The organism is Microbulbifer hydrolyticus, from assembly GCF_009931115.1.
GTDB lineage: Bacteria > Pseudomonadota > Gammaproteobacteria > Pseudomonadales > Cellvibrionaceae > Microbulbifer > Microbulbifer hydrolyticus.
Genome location: NZ_CP047491.1, coordinates 1,145,988 through 1,167,560 on the forward strand (window position 1 = coordinate 1,145,988; position 21,573 = coordinate 1,167,560).

The following is a 21,573-nucleotide window of genomic DNA, read 5'->3' on the forward strand; positions in this document are numbered from 1 at the left end:
ACGGTTCTTTACCACAGTTTTATGACCGATTCGCCAATATGCGCCACAGATCGCCCGGGGGTCGACTGGGAGTCTGCCTACAGGGTAGATGCCCGGGGGCTGCCCTGCCCGCAGCCCCTGCTGGCGATGCGGCGCGCAATGAAACAACTGGCTCCCGGAGCGCTATTGCATCTGGTGGCCACCGACCCGGCATCCGAGCGGGATATTCGCAGCTTTTGTACCCTCAGTGGTGTACCGTTGCTGCGGGTTGAAACGCAGGGGAAGGAGTTTCACTACTGGCTGCAGCCGGTGGTTGCCGGGAACGGGAAATCGATAATTTAGCCCGCCGGAAAACGGCGAGCGGCACCGGTAAGTGTGCCAATGCATGTAAAAGTCTCGAGAGAACAGGATCTATGTTTGCGATTATTAGGGGTTGGGTAAATCGCTATTTCAGCCAGGAAGAAGTGGTGTTGCTGGTACTGCTGTTGCTGGCGGCACTGGTCGTGCTGGCGACCCTGGGGGTCGTTCTGGCGCCGGTGCTGGCAGCGTTGGTGATAGCCTTTCTTATGCAGGGCATGGTGTTGCGACTGCAATCCTGGAAAGTTCCACACTGGCTCGCAGTGAGCATTGCCTGCATGGTGCTTGTGGGCACCATCGTCGCGCTGCTGTTTGTGGTTATGCCGATCATTTCCCGCCAGACAGTACGGCTGTTCGCCGAGTTGCCGAACATGATCGATCGCGGCCACGAATTGCTGTTGCTGCTTCCTGAGCAGTATCCGCGGCTGGTGTCCGCCCAGCAGATCGACGAGATCTTTACCACGCTTGGCAGCGAGCTGGGTTCCATGGGGCAGACGGTGCTGACATTCTCGCTTGCGAACCTGCCGGTACTCGCGGCGGTTTTGATCTATCTGGTGGTGGTGCCGATCCTGGTGTTCTTCTTCCTCAAGGATTCCAGCAAGCTGCTGGGCTGGTGTGCGTCATTCCTTCCCAACCAGCGTCCCATGCTGCGGCAGATCTGGTACGAAATGAATGACCAGGTAGCCAACTATGTGCGCGGCAAGGTGATTGAGATCGCCATTGTCGCCGTGGTCAGCTACGTGGCGTTCCTGCTGCTGGGAGTCAATTACGCACTGCTACTGGCAGTGGCGGTGGGCCTGTCGGTGTTGATCCCGTATATAGGCGCTGCCGTGGTGACCATTCCGGTGGCGGCCATCGGCCTGTTCCAGTGGGGCTGGAGCAGTGAATTTTTCTGGCTGATGTTCGCCTACGGCATGATTCAGTTACTGGACGGCAATGTGCTGGTGCCTATCCTGTTCTCCGAGGCGGTCAATCTGCACCCGGTGGCGATCATTATGGCAGTGCTGGTATTTGGCGGGATCTGGGGATTCTGGGGGGTGTTCTTCGCGATCCCCCTGGCGACCCTCGCCAAGGCGATTCTCAATGCCTGGCCAACCAGTGAGCATCAGGCGGAATGGCAGGCCCGGGAAGCGGTGGCGGCGCCGCAGGAATCTCGCGAGGCGCAGCAGGAAACTGCCGAGTAGACCGCTCGCTGAGGCACCTGCAGATACTGTCTCGCAACGCTGCTATTTGCTAGAGTTCGCCGCCTGATTCAGGGGCCCGCCCCGGTTAACCAACTAGGAATGTTCATGAGCCTTGCCGACAAAGTACTGGCAGTTAACAACGACCTGCCGATTCGCACCGACAAGCCGGTTCACAGTGGCAAAGTCCGCTCTGTTTACTGGCTGACAGAGGCCGACAGCCGTCGCCTGATTCAGGAGAAAGGCTATCCGGTGGCGCCCGATGCGCCGCTGGCGGTGATGGTTATCTCCGATCGCATCTCAGCCTTCGATTGTATCTGGACCGGGGAGGGTAACCTGCGCGGTGTCCCCGGCAAGGGCGCGGCTCTCAATGCCATTGCCAACCACTGGTTCAAGCTGTTTAAAGAGCAGGGGCTGGCAGACAGCCATATCCTGGATATTCCGCACCCGGCGGTGTGGATTGTGCAGAAGGCGCGCCCGGTGATGATCGAAGCGATTGCTCGCCAGTACATCACAGGCTCCATGTGGCGCGCCTATAGCAAGGGCGAACGCGAATTTTGCGGTATCCAGCTCCCCGATGGCCTGAGCAAAGACCAGAAACTGCCGGAGTTGCTGATTACCCCTTCTACCAAGGGGATCCTGAAGGGTATCCCGGGCGTGCCCGAGGCGGACGATGTCAATATCACCCGCAAAAACATCGAGGATAACTTCGCCGCGTTCAATTTTCGCAGTGCGGGTGACATCGACCGCTACGAGCAGCTGCTGAAAGAAGGTTTCGATGTCATTTCCGCGGAACTGGAAAAGCTGGACCAGGTATTTGTCGATACCAAGTTTGAGTTTGGTTATGTGACCGATGCAGAAGGCAACGAAAAGCTGATCTACATGGATGAAGTGGGGACTCCGGATTCCTCGCGTATCTGGGACGGCGCGCAGTACCGCAATGGCGAGGTGGTGGAGAACTCCAAGGAGGGCTTCCGTCAGGCGCTGCTGAATCACTTCCCGGATCCGGATATTCTGCTCAACAAGGATCGTATGGACGAGCGCGAAGCCCTGGCCCGGGACAATGAACTTCCCGAGTCGATGCTGATGGATGTGTCTGCCACCTACGTAGGGATTGCGGAAAAGATCATTGGTGAAAAACTGGTGATTTCGGACAACCCGAAGGCGGAAATCGTCCAGGTATTGCGAGATGCGTACGGGTTGATCGACTGACGCCAGTTTGCGCAGATAAAAAAACCCGGCCTTTGCCGGGTTTTTTCGTTTTGGGCGCAGAGCCGTTACGTGCGGAAAATCAGGCCGCTTGCAGCGCCTTGCGCACGCTCGCCAGCTTCACGCACAGCACAAATACCGACATGGCCGTATCCAGCTCTTCCAGCGGCGGGAAGCTCGGGGCAATACGGATGTTGGTATTTTCCGGGTCTTTGCCGTAGGGGAAGGTTGCACCGGCAGGGGTGAGTTTTACGCCCGCTTCCGCAGACAGGCGGATGACTTCAGACGCCACACCCGGGCGGGTGTTGAAGGAAACAAAATAGCCGCCTTTCGGGGTTTCCCATTCACCCAGGTCGGAGTCGGCGAAATTCTTGTCCAGGTGCTCCAGCACACAGGCGAATTTCGGACGCAGAATTTCCGCATGCTTCTGCATGTGTTGCTTCAGCTGGGTCAGCTCTGGGAACAGGCGCACATGGCGCAGCTGGTTGACCTTGTCGGGGCCGATCGTCATTGCCGACATCTGCTGTTTCAGCGATGCCAGGTTGGCCGGGCTGGCACTCACAAATGCCACACCGGAACCGGCATGGGTGACCTTGGAGGTGGACGCGAACTGCAGAACCGAGTCTGCGGTCTCGTTACCCAGCGCTGCTTCGCGGATGTTCGGCAGTGCGACCTGGTGATCCAGATCGTGAATGGCGTAGGCATTGTCCCAGAAAATACGGAAGCCGGGGTTTGCAACCTTGCCCAGTTGCGCCAGGCGGTCGACGGTATCCGCGTCGTAGGTTACTCCGGTCGGGTTGGAAAACTTCGGCACACACCACAGGCCGATGATCTGGTCGTCTTCACGAATCTTTTGCTCCACCACGTCCATGTCCGGCCCGGTGGCGGTCATGGGGACGGTTTCCATGGCGATACCCAGCTGCTCGCAGATGGCGAAGTGACGGTCGTAACCGGGAACCGGGCACAGGAACTTGGGTGCGCTCATGTCTTTCCACGGCTGGTTGCCGGCAAAGCCGAACAGGTAGCCGGTCAGTACGGCGTGGTACATCAGGGTGAGTGAGCTACTGCCACCGGCGAGTACTTCTTCATACGGTACCTGCAGCACGTCGGCACCCAGTTCGCGGGCAGCAGCGATGCCTTCGAGGCCACCGTAGTTGCGAGTGTCAGTACCATCCGGCGCGCGGTAGTCACCATTGAGAATACCGTCCAGGTCGTCGGACAGGCTCAGCTGATCTGCCGCCGGTTTACCGCGGGTAATATCCAGGCTCAGGTTATGCTGGCAAATACGCTGGTACTGTTGCTCCAGCTCCTTTTCCCACTGTTGCAGCTGTTCGCGTTGGGCGGTCTCGATACGCACGGAAAGTCCTCATTCAGGCGGTTGATCTTGCGGGTGAGGAGCTTATCAGCCACGGGCGGATTGCGTCATGTTTTCTGGCACTTTTTTAACGTAAATCCCGGTAAAAACAGTCATTGCCGGCAGATAATTTGTTTCGATTGAAACGGTGTGGCGTAATTTGTACCGCCGGGTGGCTTCAGTGCTCTTGTGCGGCGAGGATGCGGAAGTCGGCCGCGTAATCGAGTAGGTTTGATTTCAGGTGTTTGCGTTGCTGAGGGGTGGAACTTTTGAGTATTTCGCTGGCGAGTGACCGGGCCTGGGCTCGCAGCTGATCCTGCATGTTGCGATAGTCTTGTGGCCAGAGAGACTGTGGGTTGATCAGCAGTTCCCGCAGCTTTTTCTCGTAGCCCTCCGGTTTACTGCGCAGGGTGTCGATGAAGGAATTGGCCCATGCCTGGCGCTGGGCATCGCGGCGCTTCGGATCAAATTTTGTGGTGGCGACCTGATGATCGATCATGGCGTCCTGTTCCGGGGTCAGGTCACCCAGCCAGCGCTCGGCCTGCTTGCGAAACTGTTTTTCCCGTTTGTGTTTGGATTTCTCCCATTTCTTCAGGGACTCTTCACGCTCTTCGCGCACGTTTTCTTCGAGCTGATCAATCTGTGGATCGTCCAGTTGGATGACGATAGGGAGTAGTAGATCGGTCAGCATCACCACCGATGAGTGCCAGAAGTTATCTACCTGCTTCTCTATCTGTATCAGCTTTTCTGGTGTGGCATCTGGTGAGTCGACATCGTCGGCAAGTGATTCCAGGTAGTCGGCGTAGCGGGGCAGTTGGGTCTGGCGATGCCAGCGGTGAAACTCATCCACGCGCAGGGAGAGCAGGTCCTCCTGTGCGCCATCCAGGTCGAGGTACTTGTTGAGGTTGCGGTCCATCCACCAGTCCAGGTGGCCATAGACCAGCCGGACGCTGGAGCAGCCACCGGCAAACAGCAGTATCAGCGCCAGTGCAGCGCCGATTATGCGAGTTACCCTTTGGTGATGGTGCGAGGCATTCATGGCGATAAATATAGATCCTGGCTGCCACCCCCGCGACTTTCCAACGGTTAATTAATCCAGACTTCCACGCCCCTGTTTTTTACCAGCCCCTGCTTGCTGTCGGCGGCGCTGTTACAGACAAGCAGGCATATTGCTGTGGTCACGGTTGTTCGTAACGCGCTCCTTGCGGCCTGGCTGAGTCCCATCGATTTCCCCTGTTTGTGTATATTTCCGTCGGCGGCCCTCATCGGCCTATCCATCAGCGGTTGTTGTGTTCCACATCCTTCTGGGCGCGCGCTTTATCGCAGAAAAGTGTAACGAGGTTACTGTTATCAGGCCGAGCTCAGGCGCCAGCTACTGCTACGTGGGAGGAATAGTCTGGCGGTTGGCGGGTTGTTTGTTTTTTGCCCGCCCTTGCCGTACGCTGCTGGCTGCAATGCCCCTATGGCGCTTTTTTCGGCACCCGCAGCATGGGCCGGGCGCATAATTGAACAATTCGAGGGGATTTTTTTGAAAAAGGGCATGACAACGCTGTCATTTGTCTTGTAGTATTTCTCCCATATTGGCACAGACGTCAATGACGGCGTCGCGCCGGATCTCCCAGGGGAGCAGGAATTGCTGTGGGGAATCCGGTAAGGACAGATAACAATAGAAAATCTTAGGGGCCGGATCAGATGGTTGCTTTGAGAGACAGCAGGGACATTCTTTACGTTGGCGTCGACGGAGGTGGCAGCAAGTGCCGTGCCTCGGTTTTCGATGCGAACAATCGCCTGCTGGGTACCGGCGTTTCCGGGCCCGCAAACCCCCTCCATGGGTATGCCCAGACCATTGACTCCATTGTGCGCTCTGCCGCCCTGGCCGTTGCTGATGCCGGTATGCCGGCGGAAACGCTGGGCGAGCTGGTTGCGGGCGTAGGCCTGGCTGGCGTCAATATGCCGCGTCTCTACAACGAGATGAATGCCTGGGCCCATCCCTTCAAACAAATGTTTCTGACAACCGACCAGCACTCTGCCTGCCTTGGCGCCCATCGCGGTGGCGACGGGGCCGTCATCATTGCCGGGACCGGCTCTGTAGGGTACTCGTGGGTCAACGGTCGCAGTGAGATTGTCGGTGGCCACGGCTTTCCGCACGGAGATAAAGGCAGTGGCGCCTGGCTGGGAATGGAGGCGGTGAAATATCTGTTGATGGCAATGGAAGGGCTGGCAGCCGAGTCTATGCTGCAGCGTGAGCTACAGAAGGCGCTGGGTACGGACGACCCCTACGACGTGATTGAAACGATGGCAGGGAAACCCTCCAGTCAATACGCCAAACTGGCGGTGCCGGTGGTGGAATGCGCCGAGGCTGATTGCCCGGTTGCGGTGTCCATCATGCGCGATGGTGCGGCCTACATCAGCGATCTTGCTGAGAAACTGATGGAGAGCAACCCGCCACGTCTGGCCATGATCGGTGGTCTTGCGCCGCGCCTTAAACCCTGGCTGAAGCCTCATGTGGCAGAGCGGGTTTCCGACCCGCTGGATCCGCCCGAGCTGGGTTGTGCCTATTTCGCTCAATACTCGCTGGCAGCGCTGGGAGAGAGTGAATCCCGGTCGGCAGATGAGGTCGATGCAAAAGCGCTCTTTGGATAAGCGAGCGCACTAGCTAGAACACACAGGTTGTTAGACAACAAAAGTCATACGGATATTACGGACAAGTTTTATGAGTGCAGTGACTCCTGCTGAGGCTAACAAGGCGGATACATCTATGGCGATGACAGTAATGGAAACCGAGGCCCGCGAGGCCCCGAGCCGGATTGCGGAACAGCTGCAAAACAATGCTCCGATCATGGAGGCGCTGGGCGAGCGTCTGCGTAACGCGCCGCCGCGCTTTGTGATGATCGTTGGTCGCGGCTCCTCTGATCACGCTGGTGTATTTGCCAAGTACCTGATTGAAATAGAAACCGGTACGCCCACCTTCGCGGCGGCGCCGTCTGTTTCGAGTGTTTACGGCAAAAAGCTCAAGCTCGAAGACGCACTGGTCATCGTAATTTCCCAGTCCGGCCGCAGCCCGGACATCCTCGCGCAGGCGCAGATGGCGAAAGATGCCGGTGCCTACACGGTGGCGTTGGTGAACGATGAGACCGCTCCGATCAAAGATATTGTCGACCAGGTAGTACCACTGAAAGCGGGCCCTGAACTGGCGGTTGCGGCGACCAAAAGCTACCTGTGCACCCTGTCTGCGGTACTGCAATTAGTGGCCAGCTGGACTCAGGATGCAGAGCTGAAGGCCGGTGTGGAAATGCTGCCCCAGACCCTGACGGAGGCCATCGAGTCCGACATACAGCTGCGTCCGGAAGATCTGGCCGCGGTAAAGAACCTGGTTGTTCTGGGACGTGGCCCCGGGTACGGCATTACCCGCGAACTGGCGTTGAAACTGAAGGAAGTATGCAGTGTGCACGCAGAGTCATTCTCCAGTGCGGAATTCCTGCACGGACCGGTCACCCTGGTAGAGCAAAAGCTGACCGTGGTGAACGTGCCCATCGAGGATGAGTCCTACCAGGCCCACAGCGAGCAGATCGCCGACATCATTCGCCGCGGTGGCACGTTGATCAATTTACATGTGCCGAGCAAGGGCGTTCACCCGCGGATTGCACCGCTGGCGCTGTTGCAACGTTTTTATCTCGACGTGGCTCACGTCGCCGTCAGCCGCGGTATCAACCCGGATGAGCCGGCCGGCCTGAAGAAAGTCACCCAGACTGTTTGATGATTTGAATTGGTGACGGGACTCAGGAGCGGGCAAGTGGCACAGGCATTCATTGCAGAGAAGTTATTCGACGGTGAGCAGCTCCACACTGACGTGGCACTGACCGTCGAGAGTGGCAATGTGGTCACTCTCGGAGGCGAGCCGGCAGAGAGTGCCGTGCGCCTCAAAGGCATGCTCGCGCCCGGGCTTATTGATGTTCAGGTCAATGGCGGAGGTGGTGCGCTGTTCAACAACGACACTACCGTCAATGCGCTGGGCAAGATGTCTGTGGCGCACGCCCGTTTCGGCACCACCGGATTTATGCCCACGCTGATCACCGATCGGGTGGAAGTCATGCAGCGCGCGGCGGAAGCGGTCAGCGCTGCGTTGAAGGAAGGTGTACCCGGTGTCCTGGGTGTGCACTTTGAGGGGCCGCATTTGAGTGCACCCAAAAAAGGTACGCACGAAGAAAAATTTATTCGCCCGCTCAGCGATGAAGAGCTGGCGATTTACGGTCGCGATGACATCGGACTGAAAATGGTCACTCTGGCGCCGGAAAATGTATCGCCAGAGGATATCCGCAAGCTGGTCTCTCTTGGTGTGAAGGTCTGTCTGGGCCACTCCAATGCCGATGGCGCTACCGCCGCGGCCGCGGTGGCCGCCGGAGCAAGCGGGTTTACCCATTTGTACAACGCCATGTCGCCACTGCATTCGCGCGATCCGGGTATGGTGGGTACGGCCCTGATCAGTGATGATTGCTGGTGCGGGCTGATCGCCGATGGCCACCATGTGAGTGCCGAGGCCATGACGCTCGCGCTCAAGGCCAAGCCGCGTGGAAAGGTCATGCTGGTGACCGATGCCATGTCACTGGTGGGCAGTGAGGAAATGAGTTTTCCACTGTTCGACCGCATCGTAACCCGACACGGCGACAAACTGACGTCCACCACCGGCGAGCTTGCCGGCTCGCACCTCGACATGATCGGTGCGGTGCGCAATATCGCCGACTGGTGCGATGTGGAACTGAATGAAGCCCTGCGTATGGCGGGCCTGTACCCGGCACAGTTTCTGGGTAGCGATCGTGGGCGCATCAAAGAGGGCGCGCCTGCAGATATGATTTTGATTGATGACGAACGCCGGGTTCAAAAGACCTGGATAAACGGACAGGAAGTTTTCGCAGCATAATAATCCTGTGAAAGCTTTCACTGGAACTGATAACCGGGGAAAAACCCCGCAAGCCAGCAAGGCAAAACGATAATAAAAGGTGAAATTATGAATACCGCAGTTATTGCCCAAAGCGAGACGCGCAGCAGCGTTTTGCCGATGGTTATCATCGGCCTGCTATTTTTTATCTTTGGTTTTGTTACCTGGCTGAACGGTGCCCTGATTCCGTTTCTGCAGACCATCTGTGATTTGACCGGCTTTCAGGCAATGCTGGTGGCCTCTGCCTTCTATATTGCTTACACCGTGATGGCGCTGCCAATGGCCGCGATTATCGAGCGCACTGGTTACAAGACCGGTATGGCGCTTGGCCTGGCGCTGGTCGCTGTGGGTGCCCTGATCTTTATCCCTGCGGCGTACAGCCGGATGTTTGGTATTTTCCTGCTGGCGCAGTTTGTAGTGGGTTCCGGCCTGACTATTCTGCAGACCGCATCCAACCCCTACGTTGTAAAGGTCGGCTCTCCTGAGACTGCCGCAGTACGTATCTGTGTCATGGGCCTGTTGAATAAGGGGGCCGGCATCGTTGCGCCGCTGGTTTTTGCCGCTCTGGTCATGTCCGGTATCTCTGGTATCTCCGAAGCAGAGCTTTCTGCGCTGAGTGCAGCGGCGAAAGATGCCAAGCTGGACGAGTTGGCAGGGCAGCTGGTTTCTCCCTATATCGGCATGGCCATTCTCGGTTTTATTCTGGCTGTGGCGATGATGTTTGCCCCGCTGCCGGATATCGAAGACGAAGTTATCGAAGGTCAGGAAGATGCTGCGGTTACCCTCAGAGGATTGAAGCAATTTCCGCAACTCGTGCTTGGTTCCATCGCACTGTTCTTCTATGTTGGTGTGGAAGTGATCGCTGGTGATGCCATAGGCCTGCTGGGCAAGCAGGCGGGTCTCGATACCGCAGTGGCCTCCGTGCTGACTTCCTACACCATGGTGTTTATGGTGCTGGGCTATATCTGGGGTACAGTCGCTATCCCGCGCTTTATCAGCCAGCAGACAGCGCTGTTGATCTCTGCGGTACTGGGTATTGTGTTTACTTTCGCGGTAATGAGCGGCTCTCTCGATAGCACCGCCATGTCTTCCGCAACGCTCGCCCACTTTGGCCTGCCGGAGATTCCCAATGCGGTGTACTTTGTCGCACTGCTGGGCTTCGCCAATGCCATGTGCTGGCCGGCAATCTGGCCGCTGGCGCTGGAAGGCCTGGGCAAATTCACCTCGAAAGGTGCGGCGTTACTGATTATGGGGATTTCGGGTGGGGCAATCCTGCCGCCCCTGTACGGCCACTTTGCCGATACCGGTGACGGCCAGGGTGCCTACCTCATTGCGATCCCTGCGTACCTGTTCATCCTGTTTTACGCTCTGAAAGGGCACAAGATGCGTAGCTGGAAATAGCTGGCCAGGGATATTCCAGTACGGTTTCCAGTCGCATCGCAATCAGTCAGTTTTTTTGGAAGCGTTTTAGGAAGTGGTTTTAAAACGGATTTTGGTTTTCTGAACTTCTCAGGAAGTTTCTCTCTTTGGTTCTCGTCATCTTTGCCCTCCATTGTGAGGGCTTTTTTTTGCCTATAAAAAAACCCGCTGCAAGCAGCGGGTTTTTATTTCAGTCTCTATCAGAACTCATAACGTGTTCGTAGATAGTAGAAACCACCCTCAAAGCCGAATGGGGAAAACTGACTGTAGCGGTTGCCTACGCCGTCGGCTGCTCCCGGGTTTTCCTCCGGTGTCTGGTCGAGTAGGTTTTGAGCCCCCAAAATCACTGACGCTTTGTCGGTAAACGCATAGGACACTTCAGCGTCTACCAAAGTTTCTCCGCTATATACCTGGCCATCTTCCGAGTCGAACCAGTCATCGTAGTAGCTCACTCGCGCCATCAAGCGCCAGTCGCCAATGAGGGTCGTGCTCGACAGGTTCCAACGGGTTTCCGGCAGGCCCTGTTCCAGTTCGCGGATGCGGGTTGCATCAATGGTTTCCGGAGTAAAGCTGTCCACTGAGGTCTGTGTCTGGTTGAAGGCAAGGCTGATGTCGGTGCTGTCGCCAATAGCTTCGGTCCCGTAGGTCGCGACGATGTCAAAGCCCTTGGTGGTGGTATCGAAATCGTTGGTGAAGAAGCGGAAGTTCTGCAGGTTGGCTGCGCTGGTGACGCCGGATGCGACCAGGCTGTCCACTTCGGTTTGGGTGAGGGAGTAGAGTTGCGACGGAGCAATGCGGTCTTCCAGTTCGATGTTGAAGTAGTCCACGGTCACGTCTATGGCACCCAGTGTGAATACTGCACCGATGGTCCAGTTGGTGGATTTTTCAGGATCCAGGGCTTCACCGCCGCGCAGAAGTGCGACTGGATTGGTGGACGGGATGGTGCCGTTATTGACCAGGTCATTGAGTGTCAGGTCAAACTCCGTCGATACATTAAAGGCGTTGGACTGCCCGGGGGTCGGGGCGCGAAAGCCGGTGCTCCAGGAGCCGCGCAGGGAGAGCGTATCGGTCAGTGCCAGATTGGTCGCCAGCTTGCCGTTGGTGGTGGTGCCGAAGTCTTCGAAGTCCTCAAAGCGCAGGGCCATGCCAACCAGCCAGCCGTCCACCACATCCGCTTCCAGGTCCACGTAGGTGGCGACGTTGGAGCGGCTCCACTGGCCGCCGGCTAATGGGCCAAAGCCTGGGAATCCATTGGAAGCCGCGCTAAACCCCTGGGCGGCGAGGGGGCCAATCTCGTACGAGGCCTGATCACCGGTGGTGATTTCAAAGGTTTCGTCGCGCCACTCGAAGCCGGTGGCCACATTCAGCTCCGAGGCGAGTCCTACCTCGAAACCTTTTACCAGGTCGATATTGAAGTTCTTTTCGAGCTGAGTGTAGGCGCCGGGGTTAAAGCTGGTGGGTGACTGTGGCCCGAGGGAAGCGTTTACGGTGTTGTAAATGAAAAAGTCTACGTCGTTGTAACCGAGAGACGCGCTGACATCGTAAGACCAACCGTTGTCGAGGTCGCCGCGCACACCGGCCAACCCTGCCAGGTCGGTGACCTCACCGCCAAACCGTGGGGTAAAGCCACCTGGAAACATTTCCTGAAAGGAGAAGCATTCGGCGCTCGAGAGGGCCTGGGCATGGGTGAAGCCTGTGCAGCTATCGAGTCCGTTACTTGGGTCCAGGTCGCCAATGAGCGGGCCTGTCCCATTACTGTATACGGCGCTGCGCGTTTCCGGGTTGCGGAAGTAGAAGCCGCCATCGACGGTCTTACCACCGTAGTTACCAAACGCGTAAAATTCCTTGCCGCCCCCGAGGTCCACGCCGAGGTTTACCACGGATTTCAGATCGTCTTTGATTTCGGGGCTGCCCCACACCTGTGCGGGGTTTGCCACGTCGGTATTTCCGGCTGCAATCAGTGCTGCGGCGTCATTGCGCTGGACGCTCCGGTCGGTGTCTTCCTTGCTGCCCACTTCAAAGCTCACGTTGACGAAGCCTTGAGCGGTAAACGGCATTCCGTAATTCCCGGCGACGGTAAACTGGCGTCCATCGCCCTCATAGAACTGGCCGGCTTTTATTTCGACTGCGCCGCCTTCACTGTTGTCCTTGAGCTGGAAGTTGATTACACCGGCGATGGCATCGGACCCGTACTGGGCGGCGGCACCGTCTCGCAGAACCTCGACCTGCTGCAGCGCGATGGATGGAATCTGGGAGATGTCGGGCCCCTGGGCGCCGTCGGACACGCCGTTGCCGAGCCAGGCGATTACCGCCGCGCGATGGCGGCGTTTGCCATTGATCAATACCAATGTGTGATCTGGCGCCAGTCCGCGCAGGTTCGCCGGGCGCACGAGGCTTGCCGCATCACTGATCGGTTGAGTATTGACGTTGTAGGAGGGCACCACATTGCGCAACAGGGAATTGAGGTCTGAGCCCCCCTGATTGACGAAGTCATCTCCAGTAATGATATCGATGGGGACAGCGGATTCGGTGGCCGAGCGGCCCTCAACACGGGTGCCGATGGTGATGACTTCCTCAATGATTTCATCTTCCTGGGCAAGTGCCGGGCTGGATGCCGCGGCGATCGCGATTGCCAATAGTGACGGGTACTTGAACGGCTTGATGATTTCCATAAACGCTTCCTTACTTGTTTTTATGTCGAATGCGCGCGGCGCATCTATTTGAAGTCCAAAAATCCTTATTACCTTGCAAATTCCGTGACAAATATCCTCTCTATATCGCTTTTTGTGGAACCTCGTGACTGAATCGTTCGAATACTACGGTGACGATACTCTCAAAAAGATGGCCGAATAGGTGACTTGGGTCACGTTCGGGGGTATGTGGCGGGTAACGCATTTGCGTGCGAGGTAGATGGGCGCGTAAGAGCACGCTGCGCCCAGGGAAGGGCGCGGCAGGTATCAGGCGGGGCAAATATCCGAAATTGAAGTTGTTGAATCGACCAGGGGGAAGCGGGTGTCGGTTATTGAGATGGAGAGTCCCCGGTTGAGTCTCTTACCAACAGCTCCGGCACAAACTTTTTCTTGATGCCGGCATCCTTGTTGGCCGCGGCACTTTCCGCAGCGCTTTTGCTGCGTGCCTTGTTTAGTACCAGAGCCGCAGCACATTTGGCAATTTCATTATTCGGCTGGTGCGCCGTGGTCAGTTTCGGCCAGGTCTGGCGGGAGAAGGGGCTGTCCTCGAATCCGACAATAGAGAGCTGTTGGGGAATCTCGATGTGCATCAGCCGTGCGGCGAACAGGGCCCCCGCCGCCATCTCATCGTTGCTGGCAAAAATGGCAGTGGGGGGGGTGTCCTTTTCCAGCAGGTGCTTTGCGCCGGACACTCCGGAATCAAAAGAGTATTCACCGGCCACAATCAGCTCGGGGTCGATGGAAATTCCCGCCTGCTGCAGTGCTTCTTTATAGCCGTCCAGTCGCCCATGGGTGGATATGTGTTCCTCGCCGCCGCACAGAAAGCCGATTCGCTTGTGACCGTGCTCGATCAGGTGTTTGGTAATGTCGTACGCTGCGGCGGTATCGTCCACCTGGATGCAGTTTTCTTCATCGCCCTCGGCGGCGCCGCTGGAAACAATGCGCACATAATCAAGGCCGAGCTTTTTGACTTCGTCGATGACCGACTGGGTCTCGGAGAAGGGTGGGGTCAGGACCACGCCCGCCACTTTGGAGTGTTCGACGAGTGCGCGCAGTTCGTCGTTGACAGTTTCAGACTTAGAATTGCTGGGGTGGATCAGCAGTTCGTATCCCCGGGCCTTGCATGCCTCAAGGATGCCGTTTTGCATGTCGATCACATAGTAGGCATTGGGGTTGTCGTAGATCAGCGCAATGGTATAGCTGCGAGTTCCCGCCAGGTTACGCGCAGCCAGGTTCGGTTGATAGTGGAGTTCTTCCACAGCATCCATAACCTTTTTGCGTGTGGCCGGCCGCACCGAGGGCTCATTGTTGATAACCCGCGAAACAGTCTTGATCGACACCCCGGCCCTTGCGGCCACGTCATTGATGGTGCTCTTCATGATCGGCTTTTTTCCTTAATTGGAACCCCCGCGCCGGGAGCTTTCCAGTCCATACCCAGCCGGGCAGTTTACCCGGTTACGCGCGACGCGACGATGGCTTTCTGGTCATTTGTCCGCTGTGCGCTGCCTTGGAGTCAGAACCCGGTCTTTTCGCAGCGGTTTGCTGCCAAGTTTAGGGCTTTTCCGGCGTTCTTGCTGTCGGCGCGAAACGTGCGACCGGTCGTGTTTGCCGCGCGCTGTGGTTGTGAAAGAAAACTACAAAGCGGATTGACAGGCCATGCCCCGTATGTGAATCTCTCGCCAAATTGACAGCGTTGTCATTTTGCTTTGGCACCCACTGGGGTTTTGGGTTTGAACGCTGTCGGTCGGGTAAACAAGAATAACCGGTGCCCGCCACCTCCCGGTAGGCGCCACTTTCAGGGGCACACCATGCAAGATGCACACTCTCACTCCGCAATTTCCCAATCACCTGTGTGGCAGGCTCTGCAAGAGCAGGCTGCGCAGCTGAAGCGCCGCCGTCTTGCGGACCTGTTCGCGGGGGATCCACAGCGCGCTTCGGACTTCTCTCTCGAATTGCCGCAGTTTCTGCTGGATTTTTCCAAAAACCACATTGACCGGTCAGTTTTTGTAAATTTATTACGCTTGGCAGAGGAGGCCGGGCTGGACCAGTGGCGGGCTGATCTCTTTGCCGGTGAACCCATCAACGTGACCGAGGGGCGCCCGGTTCTGCATCCTGCATTGCGCGGTGGCCTGGCCGAGGATCTGGAGATCGGTGGGGTCTCTGTCACAGGGGGGGTGGAGGCCGAGCTGCAGCGCTTGAAAGAGCTTGTAGTTTTACTACATAATGGCGCCCTGACTGGCTGCAGCGGTAAAAGGATTACCGATGTGGTCAATCTTGGCGTCGGCGGCTCGCACCTGGGGCCTCAGACTGCCATTGAGGCGCTGCGTGCCTACAGGAAGGGTGATGTCGCAGTGCACTTTGTCTCCAATGTGGATGGAGCCCAGCTCACGGATGTGCTGGTCGGCCTGGACGCCGAATCGACCTTGTTTATTGTCTCGTCCAAGACGTTCACGACCAGCGAGACGATGACCAACGCGCGCAGTGCCCTCAAGTGGCTGCAGCGCGCGGCGCCGGATGAGGCTGTAGAAGTGCTTTTGCAGCGGCACTTTGTTGGGGTGACGGCCAGCCCGGAAAAGGCGCAGCAGTTCGGCATCTTGCCGGAGCGCACCTATCGCTTCTGGGATTGGGTTGGTGGCCGCTATTCACTGTGGTCGGTCATCGGGTTGCCCATCGCCATCGCCTGCGGGTTCGAGAACTTCCGGGCGCTACTCGATGGTGCGGCCGATATGGATCACCACTTCCGCGAAGCGCCATTTGCGCAGAATGCGCCGGTAATCATGGCGCTGCTGAGTGTCTGGTACTGCACGTTTATGGGGTACCCCGCCCACGCGGTACTGCCCTATGACCAGGCGCTGCATATGTTGCCCGCCTATCTGCAGCAGGCGGATATGGAGAGCAACGGCAAATCTACCAACCGTGCCGGGGTGGAGGTGGACTACGCAACTGGCCCCCTAATATGGGGGCAGACCGGGATCAACGGGCAGCATGCGTTCTATCAGTACCTGCACCAGAGCCCGGAAGTGGTGCCTGCAGACTTCATCGGCAGTGTGACCGCGGGGCACGACCTCGAAGGCCACCACGAGATCCTGTTGGCCAACATGTTCGCCCAGAGCCAGGCTCTGATGAACGGCGTGGACGCCGAGTCGGTTGGTCGTGAACTGGCAGCCAAGGGGTTGTCGCAAGAAGAAATAAAAAGGCTCACCCCATTCAAAGTGCACAGGGGTGGAAAGCCCAGTAACACAATACTCTTGAAGGAGTTGGACCCCCGATCACTGGGAGGCTTGATTGCACTCTATGAGCACAAAATTTTTGTTCAGGGTGTGATTCTGCAAATTTATTCTTTTGATCAGTGGGGTGTGGAACTTGGTAAAGGTCTGGCCAGCAAGTTGGAGCCAAAATTGGCTGCTGCTGACCTGGCTGATGAAGACGATTCCACAGCCCAGCTGATCGAATACTACCGCCGTAACAAATGCGGCGCGGTTACTCCCACGGAGCTACCTGAAGTCGAGGTGGCTGAGTCTGCTGGAGAACAGGCTTAGGAAAAGCGTGCGGCGAACCGATAAAAAACCGAAGAGTTAAGCAAAATGGCAAACAAAACAGTGGTAAACAGTCGGATACAGGCGGTTACCGACAGGATCATCCGCCGCAGCGAGGAAACCCGGGCCAGCTACCTGGCTCAGGTAGAGCAGGCGCAGGGCAAAGGGCGCGCGCGCCACAAACTGTCCTGCGGTAACCTGGCGCATGCCATGGCAGCGTCCAGCGATCAGGATAAAAACCTGATCGCCTCCGGACATGGGCCAAATCTGGCCATTATCAATGCCTACAACGACATGTTGTCTGCGCATCAGCCCTACGGCACCTACCCTGAGATGTTAAAAGCGGAAGCACTGCGCAATGGTGCAACCGCCCAGGTTGCCGGTGGCGTCCCCGCCATGTGTGATGGGGTTACCCAGGGGCAGCCGGGGATGGAACTATCGCTGTTTTCCCGCGATGTTATCGCCATGGCCACCGCTATTTCCCTCTCGCACGATATGTTTGACGGTGGCATGTACCTGGGTATTTGCGACAAGATTGTGCCCGGGCTGGTGATTGGTGCTCTGTCATTTGGTCACTTGCCGGCTGTGTTTGTGCCGGCTGGCCCAATGCCCACCGGTCTCGCCAATGCGGAGAAAGTGCGCGTTCGCCAGTTGTACGCCGAGGGCAAAGTGGGCCGCAAAGAACTGCTCGAAGCCGAGAGTGCGTCCTACCACAGTGCCGGTACCTGCACCTTTTACGGCACCGCCAACAGCAACCAGATGCTGGTGGAAATCATGGGCCTGCAGCTGCCGGGGAGCTCGTTTGTAAACCCCGGTACCGAACTGCGTGATGCGCTGAACAAAGAGGCAGTCAAGCAGCTGGTGCAGATTACCGAGCCAAGTAACTACACGCCCATCGCGAAAATTCTCAGCGAAAAATCTTTCGTCAACGGCATCGTCGGCCTGCACGCTACCGGCGGTTCCACCAACCACACCATGCACCTGATCGCGATGGCGCGCGCTGCCGGTATCCAGATTACCTGGCAGGACATGGCGGAGCTTTCCGAAATTGTCCCGCTGCTGTGCCACGTTTACCCGAACGGCACCGCGGACATCAATCACTTCGCTGCGGCGGGTGGTATGCAGTACCTGATTCGCGAATTGCTCGGTGCGGGTCTGTTGCACAACGATGTCAGCACTGTGCTCGGTCACTCCGGTATGGAGCCCTACACCTACGATCCTTTCCTGAACGAAGACAAGGATGGTCTGGTGTGGCGCCCGACTTCCGAAGAATCCGGGAACCCGGACATTATTCGCCCCGCCAGCGACCCATTCTCCAGCCACGGTGGCCTGCAACTGCTGCAGGGCAATCTCGGCAACAGCGTGATCAAGGTTTCCGCCCTGAAAACCCCGCAGCTGAAAGTGAAGGCGCCGGCGGTGGTGTTCGAAAGCCAGGACGCTCTGCTCGATGCCTTCAAGGCTGGTGAGCTGGAAAAAGATTTTGTCGCCGTGGTGCGTTTCCAGGGACCACAAGCAAACGGTATGCCGGAGCTGCACAAGCTGACGCCGTCTCTGGGTGTGTTGCAGGACCGAGGTTACAAGGTGGCACTGGTTACCGACGGTCGTATGTCGGGCGCATCCGGTAAAGTCCCGGCGGCCATCCATCTTTCCCCGGAAGCACTGGAAGGTGGTGTGGTAGCAAAAATCCAGAATGGTGATGTTATTGAGCTGGATGCGGAAGCCGGCGTTCTCAAAGTACATGTAAGTGATGAAGAGCTGGCTGCACGCGTGCCAGCGGAATGTGATCTGTCCGCCAATGCCGTAGGCATGGGGCGCGACCTGTTCACCAATATGCGCAAGCTCGCAAGCGGCGCGGAAACCGGTGGAAGCATTCTTTTTTAACTGAATCCTGCGCGCGCTCTATCAAGCGTAGAGCGCGCGCAACTGTTTGAGAGCAAACACAATGGCTAATTCATTTGACATGGTACTGTTTGGCGGCGGTGGAGATCTGTCGTTGCGCAAGCTGATCCCGGCGCTGTACCGGGCCTATATTGAAGGTGGCTTGAACAAAGACACCCGCATCCTGCCAGTTTGTCGCCGTCAGGAAGACGCTGATGCCTATCTGAAAACCGCGCAGCAGGCCTTGAAGACGCATCTGCGCGACGGCGAATACAGCGATAAAAGCTGGAAAGAGTTCAGCCCGCTTCTGCGCGCTGTCGCCCTCGATATATCCAAGCCCGACGAGCAGTGGGATGGGCTGGTGGATATCCTGGGCAAAGATACCGAGCGCACCCGACTGTTTTATCTGGCAATTCCCCCGGCGGTGTTCGGTCCCTGTTGTGAAAATCTTTCGATAAAAGGACTGATCCACGAGAACTCCCGCGTGGTGGTCGAAAAACCACTGGGCTACAACGCCAAGACCTCCGATGAGATCAATAGCAAGATTGCTGAGTTCTTCCCGGAAGATAATATCTTCCGCATCGACCATTACCTGGGTAAGGAAACCGTTCAGAACCTGCTGGCACTGCGCTTCAGTAACGTACTGTTCGAACACCTGTGGGATGCGAAAACCATCGACCATATTCAGATCAGTATTTCAGAAACAGTGGGCCTGGAAGGGCGTGCGGGCTTCTATGATGACACTGGTGCAATGCGTGACATGGTGCAGAACCATCTCCTGCAGTTACTGTGCCTGATTGCCATGGAATCGCCCAATAGCATGTCTGCGCGCAATATCCGGTCGGAAAAAATCAAGGTGCTTGAAGCACTGCGCCCGCTGACGGAAGGCAATGTGGATCAAAACATTGTCCGCGGTCAGTACGTGGCCGGCGGTCTCGGCAAGGAACTGGTGCCGGGCTATCTGGAAGAATTGAAGGCTGCCAACAGCACCACTGAGACCTTCGTTGCCATTCGTGCACATATCGACAACTGGCGCTGGACCGGTGTGCCGTTTTACCTGCGTACCGGCAAGCGTATGGAAAAACGCTGTGCGGAAATCGTCATTCAGTACAAGAAGGTTTCCCACAGTGTTTATCAGCCGGAGGCCGGTGAGGTATTGCCAAACCGCCTTGTTATTCGCTTGCAGCCGGAAGAGAGCATCAAACTGGTGTTGATGGCGAAGAAGATGGATAGCCTCACCATGGAATTGCAGCCGGTGGAGTTGAACCTGACTCTGTCCGATACCTACGACAGTTTCAAAAGTGATGCGTACAAACGCCTGATGCTGGATGCGGCGGCCAATAACTCTGCGCTGTTCATTCACCGCGAGGAAGTTGCCGCGGCCTGGGCGTGGGTGGATCCGATCATCGACCACTGGCGCGATACTGCCAATCAGCCGCAACTGTATCGTGCGGGCACCTGGGGTCCACAGGCATCCAACCAGCTACTGGCAGAAAACGGTCACCACTGGTTTAACCCCTGATTGGCCGGGTGAACACCTCTAAGCAAGGTCTGAACGACATGGTTGAAGAAAAATTTTTTGCAGACAGACAACGTCTCACACTGGCCCTGGCCAATGAATGCGCGGCCGTATTGCACGCGGGTATCAAGGCCAACGGTCAGGCCACATTTCTGGTAAGTGGTGGCAGTTCACCGGAGCCGGTGTACCGCGAGCTGTCCCGTCGCCCTTTACCCTGGCAAAACGTGAATGTTGCGCTGGTGGATGAGCGTTGGGTGGAAAAGGAAGAAGCCGGCAGCAATCTGGCGTTCATCTCCAACAGTCTGCTGCAAAACGAGGCCGCCAAGGCCCCGTGTCTGGGAATGAAAAATGCCGCGGCGACCCCGGCCGAGGGCGAGGCCGATTGCGAGCGCGCATACCAGGAACTGCCGCGACCATATGATGTATGTATTTTGGGAATGGGCAACGACGGACACACAGCTTCGTTTTTCCCCTATGCCGAAGGTCTGGATGACGCCCTGGATGCCAAGTCCGAAAAACTGTGCAAGGCGATCACGGCCAAGCAGAGTGCCGTGACCGGCGTACATACCGAGCGCATGACGCTGACCCTATCCGCGATTTTGCAGGCGAAAGAAATCAAACTGCTGATTACCGGTGAAGAAAAACTCAAGGTCTATCGCCAGGCGCTGCTTGGGGATGATGAGCAGGAAATGCCGGTGCGCAGTATTCTCAAGCAGGGGCTGAAGCCGGTTACTGTTTACTGGGCCCCCTAAATTAAATAACGAATGAATTTTGACGAGTTTTAGGACGTGATAATGCAACAGACTCTGGTACCCGTATTGGAACAAGCTGGTGTTGTGCCGGTGATCGTAGTCGATAAAGTCAGCGATGCGCTGCCGCTCGCTCAGGCGCTGGTCGAAGGCGGCCTGAATGTGCTGGAAGTAACCCTGCGCACAGAAGCGGCACTGGCCGCGGTGGAAGAGATTGCCAAGCACCTGCCGGACGCCTACGTCGGTACCGGTACCGTGTTGACTGCAGAGGATATCCGCCGCTCCGTGGATGCCGGTGCGACCTTCATGGTAAGCCCGGGTGCCACCGAAGCGCTGCTGGACGCGGCAGACAATACAAAGGTACCGCTGTTGCCCGGTGCCTCAAACCCGTCAGAAGTCATGCGCTTGCTGGAACGCGGCTATCACTACCAGAAGTTCTTCCCTGCGGAAGCGGCCGGCGGCATCCCGATGTTGAAATCCATCGGTGGTCCCCTGGGTAAAGTGAAGTTTTGCCCCACCGGCGGTATCAGCCCGAAAAACGCAAGCGATTACCTGGGGCTGTCCAACGTAGTCTGTGTAGGCGGTTCCTGGATGGTCGCCCCGAAACTGGTGGCAGAAAAAAATTGGGCGGAAATTACCCGTCTGGCCAGGGAGGCCTCGCTGTTGAAGGGCTGATGCCCTGATCAGAGCTTATTTCGAGTAAGGACATGTGCTGGGGGGGAGTACACCCGGTGCGAAAAAAAATTCATAAATTTTCAATTCACAG

The 21,573-nt window shown here is 57.1% G+C and carries 16 protein-coding genes; 12 read left to right on the forward strand and 4 right to left on the reverse strand.

Annotated features, from left to right (window positions below; translation table 11 throughout):
* Positions 1–21: 21 nt before the first annotated feature.
* The 3 genes from GTQ55_RS04835 (at position 22) to GTQ55_RS04845 (ending at position 2,729) form a co-directional block, all read left to right on the forward strand.
* Positions 22–321, forward strand: coding sequence for a sulfurtransferase TusA family protein (locus GTQ55_RS04835; protein ID WP_161857718.1), 300 nt, complete (start codon positions 22–24; stop codon positions 319–321).
* Positions 322–392: 71 nt separating this feature from the next.
* The gene (locus GTQ55_RS04840; protein ID WP_161857719.1) at positions 393–1,520 is read left to right on the forward strand and encodes an AI-2E family transporter; all 1,128 of its coding nucleotides are present in this window, start codon (positions 393–395) and stop codon (positions 1,518–1,520) included.
* 105 nt (positions 1,521–1,625) lie between these two features.
* Positions 1,626–2,729 (forward strand): phosphoribosylaminoimidazolesuccinocarboxamide synthase, encoded by a 1,104-nt coding sequence (locus GTQ55_RS04845; protein ID WP_161857720.1) that lies wholly within the window; start codon positions 1,626–1,628, stop codon positions 2,727–2,729.
* 79 nt (positions 2,730–2,808) lie between these two features.
* On the opposite strand, the gene GTQ55_RS04850 is transcribed toward GTQ55_RS04845, so the two are convergent.
* Positions 2,809–4,083 carry an aspartate aminotransferase type Ic gene (locus tag GTQ55_RS04850; protein WP_161857721.1) on the reverse strand — a complete coding sequence of 425 codons (1,275 nt, stop codon included), beginning with the start codon at positions 4,081–4,083 and terminating at the stop codon, positions 2,809–2,811.
* Between the two features lie 175 nt (positions 4,084–4,258).
* Positions 4,259–5,119, reverse strand: a complete 861-nt coding sequence (locus GTQ55_RS04855; protein WP_161857722.1) for a DUF6279 family lipoprotein — start codon at positions 5,117–5,119, stop codon at positions 4,259–4,261.
* A 653-nt stretch (positions 5,120–5,772) separates the two neighbouring features.
* Here GTQ55_RS04855 and nagK point away from each other — a divergent pair.
* The 4 genes from nagK to GTQ55_RS04875 all read left to right on the forward strand — a co-directional run bounded on the left by nagK (position 5,773) and on the right by GTQ55_RS04875 (position 10,417).
* Positions 5,773–6,723 carry an N-acetylglucosamine kinase gene (gene nagK / locus GTQ55_RS04860; protein ID WP_161857723.1) on the forward strand — a complete coding sequence of 317 codons (951 nt, stop codon included), beginning with the start codon at positions 5,773–5,775 and terminating at the stop codon, positions 6,721–6,723.
* A gap of 115 nt (positions 6,724–6,838) precedes the next feature.
* A complete protein-coding gene (nagB-II, locus tag GTQ55_RS04865; RefSeq protein WP_161857724.1) occupies positions 6,839–7,837 on the forward strand; it encodes a glucosamine-6-phosphate deaminase NagB-II in 999 nt (332 codons plus the stop codon).
* Between the two features lie 36 nt (positions 7,838–7,873).
* On the forward strand, positions 7,874–8,998 hold the full coding sequence (gene nagA, locus GTQ55_RS04870) for an N-acetylglucosamine-6-phosphate deacetylase (RefSeq protein WP_161857725.1): 1,125 nt from the start codon (positions 7,874–7,876) through the stop codon (positions 8,996–8,998).
* An 87-nt stretch (positions 8,999–9,085) separates the two neighbouring features.
* Positions 9,086–10,417, forward strand: a complete 1,332-nt coding sequence (locus GTQ55_RS04875; protein WP_161857726.1) for a sugar MFS transporter — start codon at positions 9,086–9,088, stop codon at positions 10,415–10,417.
* 218 nt (positions 10,418–10,635) lie between these two features.
* Here GTQ55_RS04875 and GTQ55_RS04880 read toward each other — a convergent pair whose 3' ends face one another.
* The gene (locus GTQ55_RS04880; protein WP_161857727.1) at positions 10,636–13,107 is read right to left on the reverse strand and encodes a TonB-dependent receptor plug domain-containing protein; all 2,472 of its coding nucleotides are present in this window, start codon (positions 13,105–13,107) and stop codon (positions 10,636–10,638) included.
* Between the two features lie 347 nt (positions 13,108–13,454).
* A complete protein-coding gene (locus tag GTQ55_RS04885) occupies positions 13,455–14,504 on the reverse strand; it encodes a LacI family DNA-binding transcriptional regulator (protein WP_161857728.1) in 1,050 nt (349 codons plus the stop codon).
* A gap of 429 nt (positions 14,505–14,933) precedes the next feature.
* Between GTQ55_RS04885 and pgi the strand changes: the two genes are divergently transcribed.
* The 5 genes from pgi to eda all read left to right on the forward strand — a co-directional run bounded on the left by pgi (position 14,934) and on the right by eda (position 21,482).
* On the forward strand, positions 14,934–16,664 hold the full coding sequence (pgi, locus tag GTQ55_RS04890) for a glucose-6-phosphate isomerase (protein WP_161857729.1): 1,731 nt from the start codon (positions 14,934–14,936) through the stop codon (positions 16,662–16,664).
* Positions 16,665–16,709: 45 nt separating this feature from the next.
* Positions 16,710–18,542, forward strand: coding sequence for a phosphogluconate dehydratase (gene edd / locus GTQ55_RS04895; RefSeq protein WP_161857730.1), 1,833 nt, complete (start codon positions 16,710–16,712; stop codon positions 18,540–18,542).
* A gap of 61 nt (positions 18,543–18,603) precedes the next feature.
* Positions 18,604–20,061, forward strand: a complete 1,458-nt coding sequence (gene zwf / locus GTQ55_RS04900; RefSeq protein WP_161857731.1) for a glucose-6-phosphate dehydrogenase — start codon at positions 18,604–18,606, stop codon at positions 20,059–20,061.
* Positions 20,062–20,099: 38 nt separating this feature from the next.
* Entirely contained in the window at positions 20,100–20,810 is a 711-nt protein-coding gene (gene pgl, locus GTQ55_RS04905) for a 6-phosphogluconolactonase (RefSeq protein ID WP_161857732.1), read from the forward strand.
* Between the two features lie 42 nt (positions 20,811–20,852).
* Positions 20,853–21,482, forward strand: a complete 630-nt coding sequence (eda, locus tag GTQ55_RS04910; protein ID WP_161857733.1) for a bifunctional 4-hydroxy-2-oxoglutarate aldolase/2-dehydro-3-deoxy-phosphogluconate aldolase — start codon at positions 20,853–20,855, stop codon at positions 21,480–21,482.
* The last annotated feature ends 91 nt before the right edge of the window (positions 21,483–21,573 follow it).